General features: G+C 38.2%; 10 protein-coding genes. 6 read left to right on the top strand and 4 right to left on the bottom strand.

Features of this window, described 5'->3' with window-relative positions:
• Positions 1 to 116: 116 nt before the first annotated feature.
• From E1750_RS12140 to uxaC, 3 genes are read right to left on the bottom strand one after another with little or no spacing between them, the layout of a single operon-like run.
• Positions 117 to 1,733, bottom strand: coding sequence for a UxaA family hydrolase (locus E1750_RS12140; protein ID WP_133277034.1), 1,617 nt, complete (start codon positions 1,731 to 1,733; stop codon positions 117 to 119).
• 4 nt (positions 1,734 to 1,737) lie between these two features.
• Positions 1,738 to 3,201: a tagaturonate reductase gene (locus tag E1750_RS12135; RefSeq protein ID WP_133277033.1), complete on the bottom strand. Its 1,464-nt coding sequence runs from the start codon at positions 3,199 to 3,201 to the stop codon at positions 1,738 to 1,740.
• Positions 3,202 to 3,209: 8 nt separating this feature from the next.
• On the bottom strand, positions 3,210 to 4,610 hold the full coding sequence (gene uxaC, locus E1750_RS12130; RefSeq protein WP_133277032.1) for a glucuronate isomerase: 1,401 nt from the start codon (positions 4,608 to 4,610) through the stop codon (positions 3,210 to 3,212).
• A gap of 467 nt (positions 4,611 to 5,077) precedes the next feature.
• Between uxaC and E1750_RS12125 the strand changes: the two genes are divergently transcribed.
• Positions 5,078 to 7,966 carry a pectate lyase family protein gene (locus E1750_RS12125; RefSeq protein ID WP_227873887.1) on the top strand — a complete coding sequence of 963 codons (2,889 nt, stop codon included), beginning with the start codon at positions 5,078 to 5,080 and terminating at the stop codon, positions 7,964 to 7,966.
• A gap of 280 nt (positions 7,967 to 8,246) precedes the next feature.
• Here the strand turns inward: E1750_RS12125 and E1750_RS12120 are convergent, their stop codons facing one another.
• On the bottom strand, positions 8,247 to 12,347 hold the full coding sequence (locus E1750_RS12120; RefSeq protein WP_165698045.1) for a hybrid sensor histidine kinase/response regulator transcription factor: 4,101 nt from the start codon (positions 12,345 to 12,347) through the stop codon (positions 8,247 to 8,249).
• A gap of 365 nt (positions 12,348 to 12,712) precedes the next feature.
• Here E1750_RS12120 and E1750_RS12115 point away from each other — a divergent pair, with 365 nt between their 5' ends.
• The 5 genes from E1750_RS12115 to E1750_RS12095 all read left to right on the top strand — a co-directional run bounded on the left by E1750_RS12115 (position 12,713) and on the right by E1750_RS12095 (position 23,024).
• Positions 12,713 to 15,754: a SusC/RagA family TonB-linked outer membrane protein gene (locus tag E1750_RS12115; RefSeq protein ID WP_133277030.1), complete on the top strand. Its 3,042-nt coding sequence runs from the start codon at positions 12,713 to 12,715 to the stop codon at positions 15,752 to 15,754.
• An 18-nt stretch (positions 15,755 to 15,772) separates the two neighbouring features.
• Positions 15,773 to 17,452 carry a RagB/SusD family nutrient uptake outer membrane protein gene (locus E1750_RS12110; RefSeq protein ID WP_133277029.1) on the top strand — a complete coding sequence of 560 codons (1,680 nt, stop codon included), beginning with the start codon at positions 15,773 to 15,775 and terminating at the stop codon, positions 17,450 to 17,452.
• Between the two features lie 113 nt (positions 17,453 to 17,565).
• A complete protein-coding gene (locus tag E1750_RS12105) occupies positions 17,566 to 19,215 on the top strand; it encodes an IPT/TIG domain-containing protein (RefSeq protein WP_165698044.1) in 1,650 nt (549 codons plus the stop codon).
• A 111-nt stretch (positions 19,216 to 19,326) separates the two neighbouring features.
• Positions 19,327 to 19,995, top strand: a complete 669-nt coding sequence (locus E1750_RS12100; RefSeq protein WP_133277027.1) for a carbohydrate-binding protein — start codon at positions 19,327 to 19,329, stop codon at positions 19,993 to 19,995.
• 50 nt (positions 19,996 to 20,045) lie between these two features.
• Complete coding sequence (locus E1750_RS12095; RefSeq protein WP_165698043.1) at positions 20,046 to 23,024, top strand: glycoside hydrolase family 2 protein; 2,979 nt, start codon at positions 20,046 to 20,048, stop codon at positions 23,022 to 23,024.
• The last annotated feature ends 7 nt before the right edge of the window (positions 23,025 to 23,031 follow it).

Here is a 23,031-nt window from a genome sequence, read left to right as displayed (position 1 = left end):
ATTCTCACACAAAACCCCGTAGAACCAAATAAATAGATTATTTTACAAACAAAAAGGCGAAGGAATTTCAATCCTCCGCCTTTTCAATAAAAACTAATCAAATAAAAACATTATGCTTACAATGACACGCCTCTTTTCCAAGGAATAAAATCATTTTGATTCAAAATGGCTGCTTTGGTTTTGATGGTTCCACTAGCCACATTGATAATAAATTCTAGCATTTCATCAGCCATTTCATCTATTGATTTTTCCCCAGTTATAATGCCTCCGGTGTCAATATCGATAATATCCGGCATTTTTTCAGCCAGTGGTGTATTCGAAGAAATTTTTACTACGGGAGCAATCGGATTTCCTGTTGGAGTTCCCAAACCAGTGGTAAACAAGACCATATTCGCTCCGGAACCGACCATCGCTGTGGTACATTCTACGTCATTTCCTGGAGTACACAACAAGGTGAAACCGGGTTTGTTGATGTATTCGCCATAATCGTAAACGCCGACAATTGGAGAGGTTCCGCCTTTTTTAGCGGCTCCAGCCGATTTCATCGCGTCCGTGATTAATCCGTCTTTTATATTTCCAGGAGATGGATTCATATCAAATCCTGAACCTGCATCTATAACGGTTTTTTCGTACCATTGCATTAATTCCAGAAACCGTTTTCCATCTTGATCCTCGACGCAACGGTTGACTAATTCTTGTTCGACTCCGCATAATTCTGGGAATTCCGAAAGAATTGTTGTTCCCCCTAAGGCTGCCAGCAAATCGGAAGTTACTCCCAAAGTTGGATTGGCCGAAATTCCCGAAAATCCATCAGAGCCGCCACATTCTAAACCAATTTTCAATTTAGATAATGGCGCAGGAGTTCTTTCGAGTTTATTGGCTTCTTTGATCGCAGCAAATGTATCTTTCACCACGCTGCTCAACATCGCCTCGATAGTTCCAATAGATTGTTGGTCGTAAATCAAAACGGGTTTTTTGCTATTGGGATTGATAGCATTTAAAGCATCTTTAAATATTTGAATTTGCAAGTTTTGGCAACCCAAACTCAAAACGGTAGCTCCAGCCACATTCGGATTGTTGACATATCCTGCCAACAATTTAGCTAAACTATGCGAATCTTGGCGAATCCCACCACAACCCCCTTGATGCGTGATGAATTTCACTTCTATATTTTTGAACAGATTATCTTCGGCTGATTTACCAGCAGTTTCAGCAGAGCCATTTTCAGAATTTACAAGCGAACGCAGCAATAACTGATAATCGTTTTCTTTGGGCTTCATCAATTCTTTTTCGAAAATATCCTTCAAGATTTCAATATTTCTATTTTCACAAAAAACCAAAGGAAAAAACAACCAAACATTCTCAGTCCCTACTTGTCCATCTTCGCGATGATAGCCTTGAAACGTTCTGTTCTTCCATTTATCCACATTAGGAACGGTCCAGCCGATAGATTCTGTTTTTGCGGTTACTTTGGCGCTTTCGTGTAGCACATTTGCGGTCGTAAGAACTCCTCCTTTGGCAATTGGAGCACTCGCCTTCCCTACCAAAACCCCATACATAATAATCTTGTCTCCTATTTCAAAAGGGGTCATTGCAATTTTATGCTTCATTTTCACATCCGACTCGATTGTGATTGCCGCACCTTCAAATTGGATTACTTCGCCAGCTACAAGATTGACTAAAGCTACAGCGACATTATCTGAAGGATTTATTTTTATTAATTTCTTTTGCATAATACTACGTACTGAGTGAAAATTCTTTAGCTGATTTTTCGAAATTTATGAAACCTTGTTCAATTCCGTTGGCATTAATTTCATTCAAAGCTAAAACTAATGCCGCTGATAAGCCTTTAACATTTGTTAAATCTTCACCCCAGAAGTCTGTATTAGCTAAAATTCTTATGGCAACCAAGTCTAAATTCCCCATTTGCCAAGCGCTTTTAAATGCTTCGACTATTTCCGGAGCATCTTTTACAGGAAGTACTTCATTATTCCAAATTCCTTTGTAGAATTGGATTAAACAAGCCAATGAAAAGGTTAAATTAATGGGTAATTTATGATTCGCAGTATAATAGCCTAACAAACTCGGCAACACTCGTACTTTGAATTTAGAGATGGAATTCAAGGCAATATCGGCCAATGCATGCTTGATATATGGATTTTTAAATCGGTCCATGACCTCTTCGGTATAGGCTAAAATTTCGGTTTTATCCATATCAAGAGTGCCACTAATTTCGCTGATCACACTATTGACAAACTGTCCTGTAAAACTTCCGTTTACGGTTTCCATCACCAATTTGTTGCCATATAAAAGCGAAAAAGGAACCATTGCGGTATGCGCACCGTTCAGGATTCGAACTTTTATCATTTTGAAAGGGCGAATATCATCAACAATCTTCACATTCAAATTCGTTTTATGAAATGGCAACTTTTGTTTTAATGCCTCGCCACCTTCGATAGCCCAGAGGAAAAAGGGTTCAGCGGCAACGATTAAATTGTCTTGATACTCCAATTTGTTGTTGTATTCTTCAATTTCAGCTCGTGGATAGCCGGGAACAATTCGGTCCACCAAAGTACTGTGATAGGTGCAAGCCTCTGATGCCCAAGTTTTGAATGCCTCTTCTAACTCCCATAAATCGCAGTATTGCAAAATATATTTTTTCAGCGTTTCTGAGTTATAATCAATCAATTCGCAAGGAATGATGGTCAAACCTTTAGAAGGATCTCCATTGAAATGTTGGAATCTTTCGTATAACAAAACCGTCAATTTTGCAGGAAACGAAACGGGTGGTTGCATATTTGGAGTATCGCTTTCGATAAATTCAATTCCTGCTTCGGTGGTATTTGAAACAATAAATTGAAGTTCCTCTTCTTGTGCTAAAGCTAGAAAATCTGCAAAATCAGAATATGGATTGATAGCTTTTACAATATTGGTAATCAATTCAATATCTTGAATTTTCTCTCCTTTTTTGATGCCATTCATAAACAGGGTGTAAAGCCCGTCTTGGTCGTTGATCCTATCCACCATGCCCTCTTTCAAGGGCTGAACTATGGCAATTCCCGCATTGAACTCCAGTTCTTTATTTAGTCTTTGAAAAGCGTAATCCACGAAAGCTCTCAGGAAATTGCCTTCCCCAAATTGAACCACTTTGATGGGGAATTTTTTTTCTAAGCCTAGACTTTTTCTGTTTAATTTTTCCATTATATTTTTTATATTTTAAAATAGTCTTTGGCATTAGTGTAGCTAATATCGGAAACCATTTTTCCAATCCATTCCATATCATTGGGTAATTCTCCTTTTTTGATTTCTTCACCCAGTAGATTGCAAAGAATTCGCCGGAAATATTCGTGTCGTGGAAAAGATAAAAAGCTTCTAGAATCAGTCAACATTCCAACAAAGCAGCTGATTAATCCCATATTGGAAAGAGCGTTCAGTTGTTTGGTCATTCCATCTTTTTGATCTAAAAACCACCATCCTGAACCCAATTGGACTTTACCTTTTACGCTACCGTCGTTGAAATTTCCGATCATCGTAGCCATCACTTCATTATCGGCAGGATTTAAATTGTAAATGATGGTTTTTGCCAATTTATCTTTACTGTCCAAGGCATTTAAGAAAGCCGAAAGTTTTTGTGCTTGAGGAAAATCACCAATAGAATCCCAACCCGTGTCTGGACCTAAAATTCTGTGCATGCGCGCATTATTGTTTCGTAAAGCGCCCAGATGCAGTTGTTGTACCCAACCAAATTCGTGATAGGTTTCGAATAAAAAGAACAATACCGCGCTTTGGAATTTCAACGCCTCCTCAGTAGTCAAGAGTCCATTTTCTCTTCTCTTTTTGAAGATGCGTTGTATTTCGTTTTCAGTATAATTTTCGAAATACACTTGATCCAAACCGTGATCGCATATTTTGCATCCGTTTTTATCAAAATAGTCGATTCTGTTGCGCAAAGCCGAGCACAAATCATCGTAAGAATTGATGTTGATATCTGCCGATTTCCCCAGCGCATCAACATATTCGTTGTAACCCTCGTTTGCAATCAGAATAGCTTTGTCAGGTCTAAAAGCAGTACCCACCTTGATTTCAAAATCACTTGTAGCCAGCTGCTGATGAAATTTTAATGCGTCTGTTGGATCCTCGGTCGTACAAACATAGGCTGTATTGACCTTGCGAAGCAAATTGCGAGTGCTGAATTCAGGAGAATTCATTTTATCCGAAGCTTCTTCGTAAATTCTTTCGGCCGATTTTTCGTTTAACAAATCATAAATATCAAAATAACGAGCCAACTCTAAATGCGTCCAATGGTACAAAGGGTTCCGCATTGTGTACGGAACCGTTTTGCCCCACTGCAAGAATTTCTCTTTATCCGAAGCATTTCCGGTAATAAATTGTTCATTGATTCCCAAGGTTCGCATCGCGCGCCATTTGTAATGATCTCCGTTGATCCAAACTTTGGTAACATTTTCAAAAATAACATCCTCGGCAATCGCTTGTGGAGATAAATGGTTGTGGTAATCAATAATGGGCTGCTGTTTAGAATAGTTATGATACAATTCTTCAGCATATTTATTTTCTAATAAAAAATTATCGTGTATGAATTTTGTACTCATTTTCTTTAATAATTAAAATAATTGTATCCTTTTGAGCCTTTCGAGATGGAAACCAGCAGCATTCTTAATTACAAATTGGCAGGTAGAAACCCAATCTATCATTGGAATTAGCATTTTCGTAAAACGAAATGCAATCGATTACGCAAATTTAGGTTTTATTTTAATATTTCCAACTATTTCAATAGATTTTTTTTGCAATTCTGGATACTCCTTTCGCAGGGAGCGCAACTACTGTTTTGAATTATTCACGAAATACTCATCAAAATAGACCGATTTCAGTCCTACATTTATGATTTTATTCTAAAATTTTATCGCTAAAAATCTGAGGCCAAATATCCCTTTGAAAAATAAAATTCTAAAATAAATTGCGCTATTCAAAAATAATAGTACTTTTACGTAATCGATTGCATTTATTTTGACTTTTACTACTTTCGATATTAACCGTTTCCTTAAAAATCGATTTTAGTATGTCAATTTCCAAACCTTTTTACCTTTCTGTCGCTATGAAAAAAATATTATTTTACCTTACCACCCTGCTATTTTCCGGAACTTTTTTTGCGCAAACCATTACTCAATCATCGGGCTGGCTAGAATCTGCTTATGTGGAATGGTCTCCGGTTATCGGCGCTGATAGTTATAATGTGTATTATACTGGCGGCGGACAAATCGATAAAAAAATTGACACCCAACTCATTCGAAGTTATGGAACCTATTTCAGAGCTGACGTGCTAGGCCTTGCTGCGGGCGACTACAGCATTTCTGTAAAACCTGTCACGGCTAGTATTGAAGGTTCGGGTACCACAACTGCGAGCTTAACCGTATTAGCTCACGACAGAACTGGATTTGCTTTTCAGGGAGACAGAGTGCCTGGAGGATATCAAGCGAATGGCGTTCCTAAAACCGGAGCGGTTATTTTTTATATTACTCAAAACACTAAAAACACCATTTCGGCTACCATAACTGGCGCTAGTACCAACCCTTGTGTCGGGTTCCAAAATATTTTATATGCCATTAAAAAAGGAAAAGATACTCGCCCTTTCATTTTTCGTTTAGTTGGAAACATTACCGACATGACAGTTATGGAAGGTGGCGACATTACCATTGAAAACGCCAATAACCCTGCAAGTTACTTGACCATTGAGGGAGTTGGCAACGACGCAGTGGTCAATGGCATGGGAATTCGTCTTAAATCAGCATCAAATATAGAGGTTCGAAATTTAGGTTTTATGAATTGCAACAGCACTGCAGGAGACAACGTTGGTATGCAACAAGACAACGACCACATTTGGGTACATCATTGCGATATGTTTTATGGTGATGCAGGCAGTGATGCGGATCAAATCAAAGGCGATGGAGCTTTAGATAATAAAACATCGACCTATTGTACCTTTTCTTATATTCATTTTTGGGATAACGGCAAAGCAAGTCTTTTAGGATTAAGCGAGGGCACTACTACTGGTTTGTATGTTACCTATCATCATAACTGGTTCGATCATTCCGATTCTAGACATCCTCGTGTTCGCTACTATTCAGCTCATATCTACAACAACTTTTTTGATGGTAATGCAAAATATGGCTCGGGTTCCACTTTAGGCTCTTCCTTATTTATAGAAGGCAACTATTTTCGGGATTGTAAAAATCCTATTTTAACATCAATGCAAGGTACCGATATATGGAATTCATCAACGCAAACTAATGATCCTGCTAATATGGGTACGTTCTCCGGGGAGGCTGGTGGTACAATCAAAGCATTTAATAATACTTTTGATGCATCTAATGGCGCCAATACGATGCGTTTTGTAGCCTATGCCGACCCAAAACCAGAATATAATATTGCAGGCAAAATCAATTCCACAACCGATTTTGATGCCTATGTACCATTAGCTAGAGACGAAATGGTTCCAAATACAGTAAAATCAAAATTAGGAGCCAACAGTTATAACAACTTTGATACCGACGCCGCATTATATGTAAAAAATTTAGCCATCGATGAACCCCTTGCTGCTAGAGATAAAACCATCCTATATTCAGGAAGAATAGCAGGTGGTGATTTAAAATTTACCTATAACAATGCTGTTGATGATGCCTCGTATTTGGTCAATACGGCTCAAAAAACTGCTTTGACAAATTATGCAACCAAAATGGTTTTTATACAAGGCGAAACCACCACTACTGTTAGTCCACAAACCTTAATAACCTCAACAGATAATAACCAAACCGTTTTGACCGGAGCAGCGATAACTGATATGATTTTCACTTGGGGAGGAACGGCAACAGATGCAACAGTGTCAGGATTACCAGCTTCTGGAATTACGTATATAAAAGATGCAATTTCTAAAACCATCACCATTTCGGGGACGCCTACTGCAAGTTTATCCTTCTCGATTACAACATCAGGAACTTCGGGAACTCCCGTTAATGGTACCGGTACAATCACTTTGACAACTCCAGGAAACCAAACACTTACGCTTACTTCGGCCTCAAACAACAACCAAACCGTAGCCACTGGATCTGCGATAAGTACTATAATTTATACTTGGGGAGGCGACGCAACCGGTGCGACCGTAACAGGACTACCAGCTTCTGGAATTTCTTTTGTAAAGGATGGTATTGCCAAAACTATCACAATCACAGGAACGCCAACAGCTGCTAGTACATACTTTTCTATCGCCACAACGGGAACTGGAGGTACGTCCGCCACTGGGGCCGGGACAATCACAGTCACAGGAATTGTAGCGAGTGACCAAATCCATAATTTTACCAGTTCTGGAAAAGTAAGCAGCTTTTATACCATTGCAGGCAATATGAATTCCACGGCTGGTTCCGCCAACTACGATGGTCAAAATTTGACGGCACGATTGAAAATTGAATCATTGCCCACAACGACTATTACATATACAACAACCGCTGTATCCACCCTTACTCTAGTTTTTGATCCCACATTTTCAGGAACGATTAAGCTTTCAGTGGGCACCACCTCCGGACCGACCACTTCCTACACTGCCGTTGGAGGCATCGTAACCGTGCCGGCACTAGCAGCGGCAACTTATGTCATCAATAAAGGAAGTGTGGCAAACTTGTACTATATTAAAACCTCCTACGCCACTTTAGGACTCCCTCAAGTTAAGGAAACTTCACAATTGAAATTGTATCCCAATCCGGTTTCAGAAAAATTATACCTTTCTTCCGATCAAAAAATAGAAAACGTACAGATTTACAACCTCAACGGTCTTTTGGTAAACAAAATATCGAATCCAACGGAAAGCATCGATATAAGCCATCTAACTTCGGGCAGTTATGTAGTTAAAGTAACCACAAATAAAGGTTCTAATTCACAAGTCATTATTAAAAAATAGTTGAGGGTATGAAAAACACTTATTTTTAAACGTATTTTTTTTGGTAAAAATCAAATTTTAAAATACTTGACACAAAAGGCCTCTTTAGAAGAGGTTTTTTTGTACTCTAATTTAAAGACAGAATACTATCTCCTAACAAATTGCTCGTTGAAAACCCCGTTTGCAATTCAAAAAAATTGCGAAAAATAAAAGAGCATTACTTTTATTGCCTGCAGAAATATCCTTGGCATCTACAGCAATAGAAAGCCTAATTTTTGTTTCGAATCTCGCGCTAGCCGGATTATAGGTCATTTCCCTCCTTTTTAAATTGACTTGGCGATTTACCGAAAAACTCTGAAAAACTACTTGAAAAATACGACTGCGAATTACTACCCACAGCATAAGCCACCTCCGAAATTTTAAGATCAGTCGTTGAAAGCAAATTGGCCGCATGATTCATTCGAATCGTTCGTATTAAATCGACAGGCGTTTGGTCTATAATTCCTTTCATTTTACGATGGAGTTGCGCACGACTTATTTTCAATTCATCGCTAAGCATTTCGACTCCTAGTGCTGGATTATCCATGTTTTTCTTGATAATTTCGAATGTTTTCTCCATCAAGCGATCATCGGCCGAGGTCAATACTCCGCTTTCTACTTCCCAGTGGATTGAATTGCTGAATTTTTCTTTTAGTTTTTGGCGTTGGTTCAGCAAATTTCTAATTTGTGTTTTTAGTAAATCCATGTTAAATGGCTTTGTGATATAGGCATCAGCGCCCAAATCGATACCCATAATTTGATCTTCCAATTCTGATTTTGCAGATAAAATAATAATTGGAATGTGACTCGATTCGATGTTGGATTTCAAGGCTTTACACAATTCGATTCCATTCATTTTTGGCATCATGATATCGGTTACTATTAAATCGGGGGATTTAGTATTTACCTTTTCAAAGGCTTTTACTCCATTTTCTGCCTCTATAATTTTGTAATTCGACATCAATTCGACTTTTAGAATTGTTCTCATGTCACTATTATCATCGACAATAAGCACAACAGGTTTGGATTTGTTGGAATCCGACTCCGTGCTGTTTTCTTCTTGTGGAGTTGTATTATTTTCGGTTTCAGCATACACATAAGAGTTTACTATGTGCTTATTTTCAGGAGCTAAAGTTTGAATCTCATTATTTTTATTTTCATCTCCTGCGGGAAGATAAATACTAAACGTGGAGCCTTCGTTTATTTCACTTTGAACGGTGATAGTTCCACTGTGCAGTTTCAAAATGGTTTTAACAAGATTTAAACCGATTCCGGTCCCGACATATTGTTTGTCCGTGGTATTGTATTGGTAATAGCGTTCGAAAATTTTATGAATTACCTCGGCAGACATACCAATTCCTGTGTCTGACACTCTGATGACCACATAGTCCCGCTCTTTGACCGTTTCAAAATCGGTTACGATGGCAATATATCCTTTTTCGGTAAATTTTACGGCATTGGAAATCACATTGTAAATGCATTTTTCGAGCATACTGGGGTCGAACCAAACAAAGGTGTTTGCAATCTTATTTTCGAAGGTTAAATCAATGTTTTTCTGGGTCGTGATATCCCGAAAACTCTCCAAAATATCTTTTACCACAGCCGCTACATTTACTGGCTTGGCATTAACTTTCATTTGACTCATATCTAATTTTCTTAAATCAAGAATCTGATTGATTAAATGAAGTAATCGTTCCGAATTTTTACGAATTATGGCAAGTAATTGTAATTTTTCTTCGTTGTTTTCATTTTGAATTAGTCGTTCTAAGGGCGAAGAAATTAGAGTCAGTGGGGTACGAAACTCGTGCGAGATATTTGTAAAAAACACGAGTTTAGACATGTACAATTCCTTTTCCTTCTTTATTTCAAGTTTCTTTATTTGTTTTTTATCCTTTCTATGATTTCTGATTTTGATGGATCGAAAGGCCATAAAGAAAGAAAAAGCGATGGCAATGGCATAGATCGAATACGCCCACCACGTCTTCCAGAATGGGGGATGAATAATAATCGTTAGTTTCTTTTCCTCTCCTTCGAGTTCATTGGTAGATTGACCCGTTTTGAGATGAAGTGTATATTTTCCGGGCGCCAAATTCGTGTAGGTTACAGACCTACTTCCAGCTGGAAGATTTTGCCATTTCGAATCAAATCCGTCCAAATAGGAGGAAACTATCAGTTTTTTTCCTGCAAAATATTCAGGAATAGAGAATTCAATGGTGATGCTTTTATCACTATGATTCAAGTTTATTTCATTTAAATACTGTAGGGATTCTGGTAAAATTACTCTGCCATTGGTTTCTCTATTGATAAGCACTTGTTCGTCATACAATCTCAATTGGGTAAATAGAATGGTATTTACAGGCCTTTTAGAGTTGATCATATTAGACTTGAAGGTGTTTATTCCTTTGGCGCCCCCAAAAAACACTTCGCCATCTGAACTCAAAAAATAGGATTTCGAGTTGAATTCATCGCTTTGCAATCCGTCTTGCATATTGTAGGACTTCACCAGAAAATTTTGTGTATTCAAACAGGAGATACCCTGATTGTCACTAATCCACAAGCTGTTTTCTCCCGTAAAGACAAGCCCTTTTATTCGGTTACTAATGAGGTTATTATCAGTGGTAAACACTTTAATTTTTGCAGTGGATGGGTTGAGGCAATTCAGGCCATTGTCCGTACCAAACCATATATTTCCTTCATTGTCTTCTGCGATAGAATGAATCATATTATCGCTCATATCGCTATTGGTCTGGGTACTATAATTGATGAATGTATTCTTTTTAATGATAAAGCAACTTAACCCATAGACCGTTCCTATCCACAACCGTCCTTTTTTGTCAAAATAGATTTTATTAACCCAATTGTTGATGACGCTATTTTTTTTGGCAGATTGACTGTAATTGGTGAATTTTTTTGTCTGTTTATCATAGCAGCTAATTCCACCTGAGTGGGTTCCTATCCAAATTTTCCCGTCTTTGGATTGGGTAATGGTTCGTATATTATTGCTTTTTAATCCACCATTTGTATTTTCGGTGTTATAATTGATAAAATGACCCGAAAGATGGTCCATGACACATAGTCCTCCGGTGTAAGTACCCACCCAAGTTTGCAATTCACTGTCTACAAAAACATCGAGAGCCGCATTATCGGTTAGTGAAAAGCGATCCGATTTGTTGTTGGTAAATTGCTTTTTGAAATTGGTATTTCTATTGAATACAATTAAGCCCCCACCATCTGAGGCCATGAGAATGTTTTTAAATTTATCGACAAAGATACTATTGATGCAATCATGGAATGGAATACCGTCAAAATTGCGATAGGTTTGAAATCCGGCATTGCTGTGCTTGATGAGGCAAATACCCAAGGTTGGAATACCAATCCAAATATTTTTTTTGCTGTCGGTGTAGAGACAATGCACTCGGCTTCGGCCCAATTCAAAGAAACGCTCTACAAATACAGGATGAGGGTAAACTGCACTGTTTTTGGGGTTGTACACGAGTAGTCCATCGCCGTCGGTTCCTAGTAGAATGTTGTTTTGTGCATCGATACCTAAACTAAAAATGATTTTCGATGGAATTTTGGAATTCACCTTGTCCAACACTTGAAAACTTGAATTTCTAGCATTAAACTCGACTAGCCCAATTTTAAGAATGCTCAGGTAAATCGTATGGTTCTTTGATTTTATTAATCGCAATACCTGATTTGAGGGCAATGCGCCATTTTCTTTATTGAAATGTCGGATGGTATTTTTCGAGACATTATATACAGAAATTCCTTTGTCTGAGGAGGTAAACCATATATTTCCCTCGGCGTCTTCGGCAATATCGGTGACAATATTACTACAAATAGAGAGCGGATTTTTGGGCTGATAATAAAAGTGTTTGCTTTTTTTTCCTTTACTATCTATCATAATTACCCCATTGATTGAAGTCGATAGCCAAATGTTGTTTTTACTATCTTCAAAGATTTTCTCAATTTTTATCGCTTTGTTTTTGATTTCTTTTAATTTAAAATCAATCGTACGAAACGCATTTAATTTGTCATTGTATACCTGACATCCATTGTAGGTTCCTACCCAAATTTGCCCTTTTTTATCACACAAAAGGCTCACGATGCTATTGTTTGTCAAGTTTGAAAAATCACTACCGTTGACTTTATAGGTATTAAAACTTAATCCATCGTATTTGCTCAATCCCTCCTCGGTTCCTATCCAAATAAATCCATTTTGATCTTGTGCAATTGCGGTAACCATGGAATTGCATAAGCCATCATTGGTTGTTTTTATAACCGAATTTGAAATTCGAATGACAGTATTGCTTTGTAACATTAGTGTCAAAAACAATAAAATAATAATTGATTTTTTCATCGGAATAATTATGGAATTATTAAAATAATACTCATTTACAAATGTAATCATAATCAAAAACCAATTTCTAAGAAAATTTTAAGATATGTATCATTCTTTTCGATTTTGTATCATCTTTAGAATATGAGACAAATTTTAAAAAAAGCCCTTCAAAAACGAACGAGTATTAGTATAGCCTTGCTCTAATTTTGTACCTCACTAAAATTTTTATGTACAACCAAAAAATACCTGCGTATGATCAAAAAAGAAAAATTACTCTTTAAATTATTTGAATAATAAACCATGAAATAAGGGCAGATAAAGTCACTTTTGAAGCCTTTGAAATTAAAACTTGAACAAATATTTAATTAACCAAAAAAAAAATTATGAGAAAAGCATTTTTATTGCTATTATTTATCGGATTTTATTCCTCGATTTACGCTCAAGTAAATGTGAAAGGAAAAGTCATCGATAAAATATCCAAAGAATCGCTGCCTGGCGCTACAATTCAGGTCGATGGCACCAGCCGTGGTGTGGTTACAAATGAAAAAGGTGAATTTGAAATTGTCGCTCCTAAAGGCAGTCAATCACTTGCCATTTCTTTTATGGGGTACAAATCTCAAAAAGTATCCGTTAAGCCAAATCTTACTATAGAACTCGAGTCTACCAACACCAGTCTGAACGAAGTGGTCGTTGTAGGATACGGAACAATGCGAAAAAGCGATGTTACGGGAAGCGTTGGCAAAGTAAATGTAAGCGATATTCAAAAGGTGACCTCGATCGATGCAGCAAGAGCACTTCAAGGTCGTGTAGCGGGTGTAAATGTAATTTCGAATTCAGGAAGTCCCGGTGCAGGAGTAAGAATTCGTATTCGTGGCATTGGTACTATCAATAATTCCGATCCTCTTTATGTAGTGGACGGTTTTCCAATGGGCGATATCAGCCACATCGCTCCGACCGACATTGAAAGTATGGAAGTGTTGAAAGATGCATCGGCAACAGCCATTTATGGTTCAAGAGGGGCAAATGGTGTGATCCTAGTGAAAACACGTACTGGTTCCAAAAGCAGCAAATTTGAAGTTTCTGGAACCGTATTGACAGGTGTTTCTGTTGCAAACAAAAAATTGGATCTTGCTGATGCTACCGAGTTTGCCAATGCAAGAAAATCGATAGGAATGACCGATGATATAATTAACTATGTGCTGGATCAACAAGCTGCAGGTAATTACTTGAAAGGTACCGACTGGCAAAAAGAAATTTACCGTCAGGCATTTAACACGCGATATAATGTGGCGATTTCTGGTAACACAGAGAAATACACCTACGATCACGGTATAACTGCCTCTACCGAAGAAGGAGTTGTTAAAGGAACAAAGCTTGATAAATTTATGTTTCATTCCAATAACAATTTAAAATTGACCGACAAAATCAAGTTTGGTATGATTTACAATTACATACACTATGAAAGACCGAGCGAAAGAAATGATTTTTATAGTGGAACTATTCCAGGTGCTTTACGCTCTGATCCTATTTCAGTCCCATTTGACAATTATACCAATTTTTTTGGTGAAATATACTACTCACAAGCCGCTACAAATCCCGCCTTGTCTATATATCTAGCCGAAAAACAAAAAAGCATTGGCAATCGATTTATGGGTAATTTTTACCTACAGTTTGATGATCTTTGGACCGAGGGTCTGTCCTTCCGTTCACAGTTTGGAACTATTATGGATTTTAACGAATACAAAGCTTATAGTCCAGAATATTTCATTACACCAACACAAAAAAATGATATTTCGTCACTGAATCAAAGTAGAGGTCAAGGATGGAATTGGGTATTTACCAACTATTTCTCCTATAATAAAAAATTTGACAAGCTAAACATCAACGCCACTTTAGGAACGGAAATGCAGGCAAACGAATATTCTGATATTTGGGCCACAGGTTATGATGTGCCAGAAAGTGCCTCTTTGCAATATTTAGGAGCACATAAAGACGCTGTTTTATTTGGTCTTGGTGGAGGAAAAAGTGAAAACCGTTTGCAATCAGCGTTTTTCCGTGGAAACTTCTCTTGGGAAAACAAATATGTATTGACCGCGACAGTTCGTTTAGACGGTAGTTCTAAGTTTTTGCCGGAACAACGTTGGGGCACGTTCCCCTCTTTTGCAGGTAGCTGGAACGTCAATAAAGAATCATTCATGTCGGGAATTGACAAGACCTTATCCACCTTAAAGCTTCGCGCTGGTTGGGGTTTAGTGGGTAACCAAGGTAGCGCTGGTAATTTTGATTATGTCTCAAGCGTGAATGGTGGTTATGTGTATTCGTTAAACGGCGTCCCTACGGAGGGTGCGGTTCAGCTACAGCTTGCGAATACCGAACTCACTTGGGAAAATTCAGAACAGTTTAATGTTGGTGTCGATTTTGGATTATTTGACAATTCACTTACAGGTACCGTAGATTATTTTATTCGAAACACCAACGATATGATTCTTTCAAAACCTATTCCTACCTATGCAGGTATGAAAAAACCAGCCGTCAATGCTGGTACCATGCAAAACAAAGGATGGGAGTTCACTTTGAATTATGCCAATAATAAAAATGCGTTCAAATACGACCTAGGTTTAAATTTTGCCTTAATCAAAAATGAAATAACTAGCTTGGCAGGCGGAGACCCTATCCGCAGTGGTGGTGCTGGTAGATTAGGCAATACAACTAAAACCGAAATAGGTAGAGAGATTTCTTATTTCTATGGTTACCAAACCGATGGACTTTTCAAAACACAAGAACAATTGGACGCCTATTCTTTGAACAATACTCCTATTCAGCCCAACGCAGGTCTTGGAGACGTAAAATTTGTGGATAGAAACGGCGATGGTAAAATTACCGAATTGGACATGACCTACTTGGGTAGTGCAAGTCCTGATATTACTGGTGGTTTCAATGTAAATCTTTCTTATAAAGGATTTGATATGGTGATGTTTTTCGTAGGCTCATACGGCAACGAAATTGTAAATTCTATGCGTCAGACGTTGTATAATTCAAAAATGTTTGAAACCAATATCAGTCGTGATATGGCCATAAACTCTTGGACGCCTAGTAATCCTAATTCAAATATACCACGTTTAAATGCGGCGGATTTGAATAAAAACACTGAAAACTTCTCGGATTTATATGTTGAAGACGGTTCGTATATCCGACTAAAAAACATTCAATTGGGATATACAATTCCATCAGCACAATCAAAAAAATTCGGGGTAAACAATTTTAGAGTCTATACCACAATCGATAACTTATTGACTTTTACAAAATACACGGGTCTTGATCCTGAATTGTTTGGTTTGTACGGAAATCCATTCTATTATGGAGTAGATATGGTCAATTATCCTCAACCTACAACTTATTCAGTGGGTATCAATATTAACTTTTAAAAAATAAAACAGATAGTTATGAAAAAAGCAAAATATATTATCCTGTTGGCCGTCTTGATACTCGGGTTTTCAAGCTGTTCAGATTTTCTGGACCTCGAACCTCAGGGTTCAGAAAATAGTGCCAACTTTTTTGACACTCAAGAAAATGGTGTTCGATCTATAATCGGTATTTATGATATGCTGCAACTCGATGAAGGTGCTGGACCAGACGGACAATGGATGGGACATCATCACGATTTTTTCTTGAGTGATATCCGCAGCGATGATTCAGAAAAAGGCAGTAACGACGGCGATTACGCTGCGATGTGGGAAATGTTAGATTTTACAATGACTCCTCAAATTGGTTTTGCAAGCGATTTCTGGATTCACGGATTTTGGGGTGTGTCACGCACAAATTATGCACTCGACAACCTACCAAATGTAACTTGGAGCCCTGCAGTTCGCGACCGATTAATCGGAGAAGCTTCATTTATGCGAGCCTATTTTTATTGGTATTTAGTTCGCGCTTATGGCGGGGTGCCGCTGTTTACAAGCTCTGTAAAACCTTCTGATTTTGGTAAAGTAAAAAGAGCCTCTTTGAACGAATGTTACAAATTAATTGCCTCCGATTTGACGAAAGCCATCGATTTGTTGCCAGAAAGGGGAACCATTCCAGTAGCCGAAACCGGTAGAGTGAGCAAAGGTGCCGCCAGAGCTTTATTAGCCCGTATTTATATGTATCAAATAGGTACCGATAAAGAAAGTAAAATTACTTGGCAGCAAGTTTACGATCAAACTAGTGCGGTAATCAATTCAAGTGAATATGCCTTGTTGCCTAATTATGCGAAACTTTGGGAAACTGAAAACAAAAACAACTCAGAGTCTGTATTTGAAATTCAGTTTGGCGTAGGAACCTCGGATTTAGCACCAGCTTCGATTGGAACCAATTTCTACAATTTCCAAGGCAACCGAAAAGACGACTCCGGTTGGGGATTCAATAATCCAACGCCCGATTTAGTCGAAGCCTACAACGTTACTGTTACGAATGATCCAAGATTGTCCTGTGTTGTTTATGGCGAAAGCTTCAATAACGGAATTTTATATGGTGCAAAAAAGAAATTTGACCGTAACGAACAAGGTTCTGATTGGTTGAATCGTAAGGCAGCACTTCCTGTAAAACCGACACAAGCCAAAGCTAGTGATCGCAACATAAAAATCATTCGTTATGCCGATGTACTATTGATGCACGCGGAAGCATGTTGGTATCTTAGTAAATTCGACGAAGCGAAATCAAAACTGAATATGGTTCGAAACAGAGCCCGTAACAGTACCTATTGTATGGGGTATGCCGAAGGAAAAATGGACTATAGTGCCGCACCTACATTTGTCAATCTTCCAGACATTACTTCGGTCGGAAATCAACTTTTACAGGATATCTGGAAAGAACGTCGCCTAGAATTGGCTATGGAACAAATTCGTTTCTATGATCTTGTAAGAACCGGTAGATATTTTGCAGTCATTGACAATGAAAAAAATATTCGTCGCGCACCAGGTCAAAACTACGGCTTAGGAGTGAAAGCCTACAAACAGTTTCCTAGTATAAAAGCAAATGGATTGGCAAAATCAATAGATGGACCAAATGGTAATAAAGTGCCTTTAATGCCAATTCCTCAAACAGAGGCAGAAGCTTGGGGATTAGAACAAAATCCAGGTTACTAATAATTAAATGAAAACAATGAAAATTAGCACGATAGCCACCCTTTGCGTGCCAAATGTCGGATTCCAAGTGGCTTCGTGCGGATTTCATTAAACAACTTAAAAAAAATTATTATATGAAAAAGTATTTAAGTAAAATAGTACTGATTGCCTTTATTTCAGCACTTTCCAATAGCTGTTCTGATACGGCTATTGATGAGGATTCCTATGTAAATCTGCCTGCATCTACCATTACAGAGATTTCGAACGAAACCCCTTTTGTAGGAACACAGATCGTCCTGAAAGGGACCAATATGCAATATGTTTCTTCGGTTACGGTTGGAACGAGTGCATTTAAAATTATCAAACAATCTAACGATAATATGACGGTTGAGGTGCCACGTCAGATTGAAACGGGCCCCATTACATTGACCAACAAGTACAAAAGAGTATTTGAATCTACTCAAGTGATCAAACCACAATATTACACTGCGAAAGTCACCACTTGGCCAGTAAATATTCAAAAAGGAAAGCCTTTCCTTCTAAAAGGGGAAAACTTAGATTTGATCAAAGAGGTTAAATTGAATGGGAAAGTAGTTTCTGTTTTTGGAGCTGCTGCTCAAGATAAAGTGTCGTATTCATCTGCTGGAGTTGAAATGGAAATTGGTGAATATGCCATCATCGAAATGACACCAAAAACGGGCGAAAAACAAACCTCGCCAAGTATTCTTGTTGTCAAACCAACAAATACCTATTTGCCAAAACAATCCTTAATGATTATTGATTTTGATGCTCCTTTTACCCCAGTAAATGGCGATGCTACAAGTCCGTTTACTTCCAATACCATGACCGGTCAATACGGAAAAGGATATGAAGTAAAAGCGGCTTCCGCCAATGGTTGGAATGGAATTTATGTAAAAATAGAGAACAATAACGGAGGCCAAGGATATGATTTGTCGTCCTACAACAAACCACACATTACCTTCTTAGTAAACACGGCCGGAGGCCAAGGATATGTACAACCTATTCTTACCGCCAACGGAAAAACCGAAGACCGTCACTTAACGGGTGCTTTCGGTTATGGCGATGATTATAAAATCAAAACTGCCAATTGGGAATGGCGTTCTTACGACCTCGAAAAAATGGGCTTCCCTGTTGTCAAAGGAAAACTGGATAAAATTGGTATTCAATTCCGTGGTGGGAACGTGAACGGAACTCCGTTCTACATCGCCGTAGATCAGGTAATGATCACCGACGGACCATTAACGCCAACAATAGGTTGGGATTGCGAAACTCCAGCGGGTTCTACTTGGAAAATTCTTCCTAATTCGGCAGGTTTATCAGGCTATAACCAAGGGGCAAATTATGCGAGTTTAACGGGAGTATCTCAAGGTTGGGATGCCAAATTAGGCCAAGCGTCTTGGAATGTAAAAGCGCTAGATCCTGTGGCTTACGCAAATGGTATTTGGATTAACTTCCTTTTGAATACTGGAAATAAAGAAGGGTACTTCCAATTTGATTTTGGTCAAGGTTGGATGCATTTTACCAAATCTCAAGGGTATGGCGATGATTATAAATTTGTCCCTACTCAGAATAAATGGGTGTGGAGATCCATCAAGATTGTCCCAGGAGAAGGTGATTTGAGCAAATTCGACCCTACAAAAGATTTTACAATGGGCATTCAACTCTATGGAGGAAATCTTGCAAAAGGAACTGCTATGGAAGTAAATGTGGACTCTTTTATATTCACGACGGTTCCATTAGATCCGAATTTAAAACCTGAGTAGTGCTTTGGTTAGTTAGTTTGTAGTGTCTTAGTTAGTTTCACACTACATTAGTTGCTTTGGTTTTTTAATAAGCCCTTCGGGTTCAACTCTGAAGGGCTTTAATTATCCCGTATGAAAAAAATTTTTATTTTATTTTTCTTCTTACTTTTATTTAAAGTATCCTTTTCTCAACTGCCCAGTAGTTACGCCGGAAAACCTTTTGCAGATGCAAAATATACGATTGGCGCACAAATCATCCCTGGCAGAGTCGAATTGGCCTATTACGATTTGGGTGGCGAGGGAGTGGCTTATCACGATTTGAGTGCAGAAAATGAAGGCTCTAAATTGAATCACGAAATCCATGACTATGGAAGTCATTGGCGACCAGGAATAGAAGGGTACACCGCATTTTTTAGAGAAAATGAAGGCGTAGACATCTCGTACACAAAAGATTGGGCTGATTTCAATCACCCGAACAAAGTCGACCCCAAAGTGAACCAACTTTATATAGGTTGGGAAGAGGACGGCGAATGGACCAATTATACCGTAAATGTAATAAAACCCGGAAAATATCGAATTATTACGGTTTATGGCAATAAAGACAATAAATCAGAATTATGGTTGAACGGAAACTTAGCCACTGTTTTAAAACTGCCTGAAGATACCGGTAGTTTTCACCATTGGACACAAGCCACTATCGGCGAAATTATTTTTCCGGTGGCGGGGACTAACCTACTTACTTTAAAATACAATAAAGGTGCAAACTTAGGATATCTCGATTTTTTATGGGTCGAGGAATGATGGTTTGCCCTCAATAAAGAGTTTTTTCTCTTTTAATGTTTACATATACAATGAATAAACCGAGTACAACCCTACTATTATTGCTGTGCCTTTTGGCACAATCGTTTTGCAACGCAACGACCTTAAAAATTTTTGCGCCTAAGAACGGAATGAGCATTACAAATAATACCCCGACACTAGCTTGGGAAAAAATAACATGCGATCGTTTCGAAATTAGCATAGACAACATAAAAATGGCTGAATTGCCATCGACAATCAATGCCTATGTAACTTTTCCGCTCTCGTTTGGTCAACACAATTGGGTTGTGACTGCATATATAGGAAAATCAAAAATTAGTTCTGAAACAAGCACTTTTACTGTACAAGATGCTCCACTAGCAGAGTTGCCAAAATCGGCTCAACTACTGCGCAATGGTTGGCAGGTAAAATCATCTGTTCAAACCAATTTGAATGGTGCAAATCTTTCGAAAATCGGTCAAAATACCCGTGGGTGGGCCAAAACTTCGCTGCCGGCTACAGTTCTCACCGCCCTAGTCCGCAATGGAATTTATCCCAATCCTTATGTGGGAATGAATAATATGAAAATCCCCGATAGCAACGATGAATACAATACAGACTATAATTTATTACAATTTAGTCATATAAAAGGTGTAAATCCTTGGAAAAACCCTTACTGGTTTCGGAATGAATTTCGATTAACCCAAAACAAACTAGGGAAAAGAATATGGCTCAACTTTAGCGAAATCAATTACAAAGCACAGATTTGGCTCAACGGCAAAATGATTGCTGATACTACCGAAATAAAAGGAATGGAGCGAAGTTTTAGACTTGACATTTCCAAAATAATTCAGAAAAACAATTTAAATTGTCTAGCCGTGGCAATTTTTCCTGTACATAATCCCGGAAAACCCGCTATAGAACCATTACTTCCCCTAGCTGATCCTGGCCAAAATATGGGCGACGGGAAAATAAGTACGAGTTACACCAAATGGGACACAATGGGTTGGGATTGGCAACCTGCGGTGCGTGACCGTGATATGGGGATCACAGAAGATGTTTATATAACCTCAACGGATGAAGTAGAATTTCAAAACCTTTATGTAACATCCAAAATTGATCTGCCCAAAACAACTACTGCTCAACTGACGGTTTCCGTAGATCTAAAAAATTATTCGGCTGTTTTACAAACTGGAATTGCCCATATTAAAATTTCTAACGGAAACGACACGATTCGTTTTGACAAAAATTACCAAATTCAACCCAATGCAGTAGAATCATTCGAATGGAATGCTGAAAATACATCTGAACTTAACTTGAAAAACCCCAAATTATGGTGGCCTGCTGGGTATGGCTCTCAGGATTTATACACAATTGAGATAGAGACAAAAACATCCGATGGTCAGGAGTCTGTAATAAACGATATGTTCGGAATTCGAAAGGTAGAAACTTATATCGGAAATAAGGAACGCGTGTACAAAATAAACGGAAAAGAAATATATCCCAAAGGCGGAAATTGGGTCATAGATATGATGCTCAATTGGACCTCTTCTCGGTATGAAAATGAAATTTTACTAACCAAGAATGCCAACCTAAATATTCTACGGGTTTGGGGACCTACAGGTGTTCCGCCAAAAGCTTTGTATCGTGCTGCCGATAAATACGGCATACTGATGTGGCAAGATTATTTGAATGACTTTTGGGGTACTTACAAAAATACCCCAGGCTATCAACCTGAAATCAGTCTTTTCGAAAAAGCCTCTATCAGCATTACTCAAAAATTAAGAAATCATCCTTCACTAATTATTTGGTGTGGAGGGAATGAGGGTGTAAATCCACGAGAAGATTTGTTAGTCAACTCGGTAATCAAGAAATACGATGGTCGCGACTCACGTCATTACCTAAAACAATCGGATGGCGACGGATTACACGGCGGTGGACCCTATCATACATTGGAACCAAAAGATTATTTTACGCACCCCAAATTACAAGGTTTCAGTAGCGAAATTGGACCAAGCGGTATTCCGGTACTGCAAAGTATGCAAAAATTTATGCCCGAAATGGGAAAAACCTGGATGCCAAATAAATTCCCATTGGATGGATATTGGGCGTACCACGATGCTAATGATTGGCCGGGTGATGATTCTCGCAAGTTTACATCCTACGACACTATGCTGCGCAATTATTACGGGGCTCCTAATTCTTTAAATAGCAACGGAATACAAGACTACATTTCAAAAGCGCAATTAGTAAATTATGATGTGTATCGTGCCTCAATAGAATCTATCAACCGTCAGCTTTGGAAAAATGCCAGTGGTATTTTATTGTGGAAATCCAACTCCAGTTGGCCCAGTATTACTTGGCAAGTCTACGATTGGTATATGCAGGCTCATGCTGGATATTATGGTGCAAAAAAAGCATCAGAATTAGTTCATGTGCAATTCAATAGAGATAATAATTCAGTTTCGTTCCTCAATCTTACAGGGGAAAATTTGGCAAACCACACTGTTTCAGCAACGCTTTACGATATCAATTCAAAAGCAGTATGGAACAAAAATGAAAAGCTAACTATAGAAGCCAATGCAGCCTTTCTAACGGATATTATTGTACCAGTTACTGACAAAACCCAATTTTTGAAACTCGAAGTAAAAAATGAGGCAGGGAGTAATGTTTCCGAAAATTTATACTGGGTAAATGCTTCCAATACATTCAATGACCTGAATCAACTACCCGAAACCAGCCTACAAGTGGAAGCTCATATTTCGGAAGGAGTTGAGGCAAATAAATACATTGTTAGTGTAAAAAATACAGGAGATGCGATTGCTTTTATGTTTAATGCACGCATTTCTGGCAAAGAATCCCATCAAGAGTTATTGCCTTCGCTTTGGACAGACAATTATTTCAGTTTATTGCCCGGCGAAAGCAAAACCATCAGTGCAGAGATAAAAAAAGAAAATTGTACTGAAACTCCAATTCTCGAATATTCTCTATTTGGAAAATCGGAACCTAACTATTTGACGCTGTCAAAATAAATAATAA

The organism is Flavobacterium nackdongense, assembly GCF_004355225.1.
GTDB classification, from domain to species: domain Bacteria; phylum Bacteroidota; class Bacteroidia; order Flavobacteriales; family Flavobacteriaceae; genus Flavobacterium; species Flavobacterium nackdongense.
This window is presented reverse-complemented; position numbering and strand designations above follow the sequence as displayed.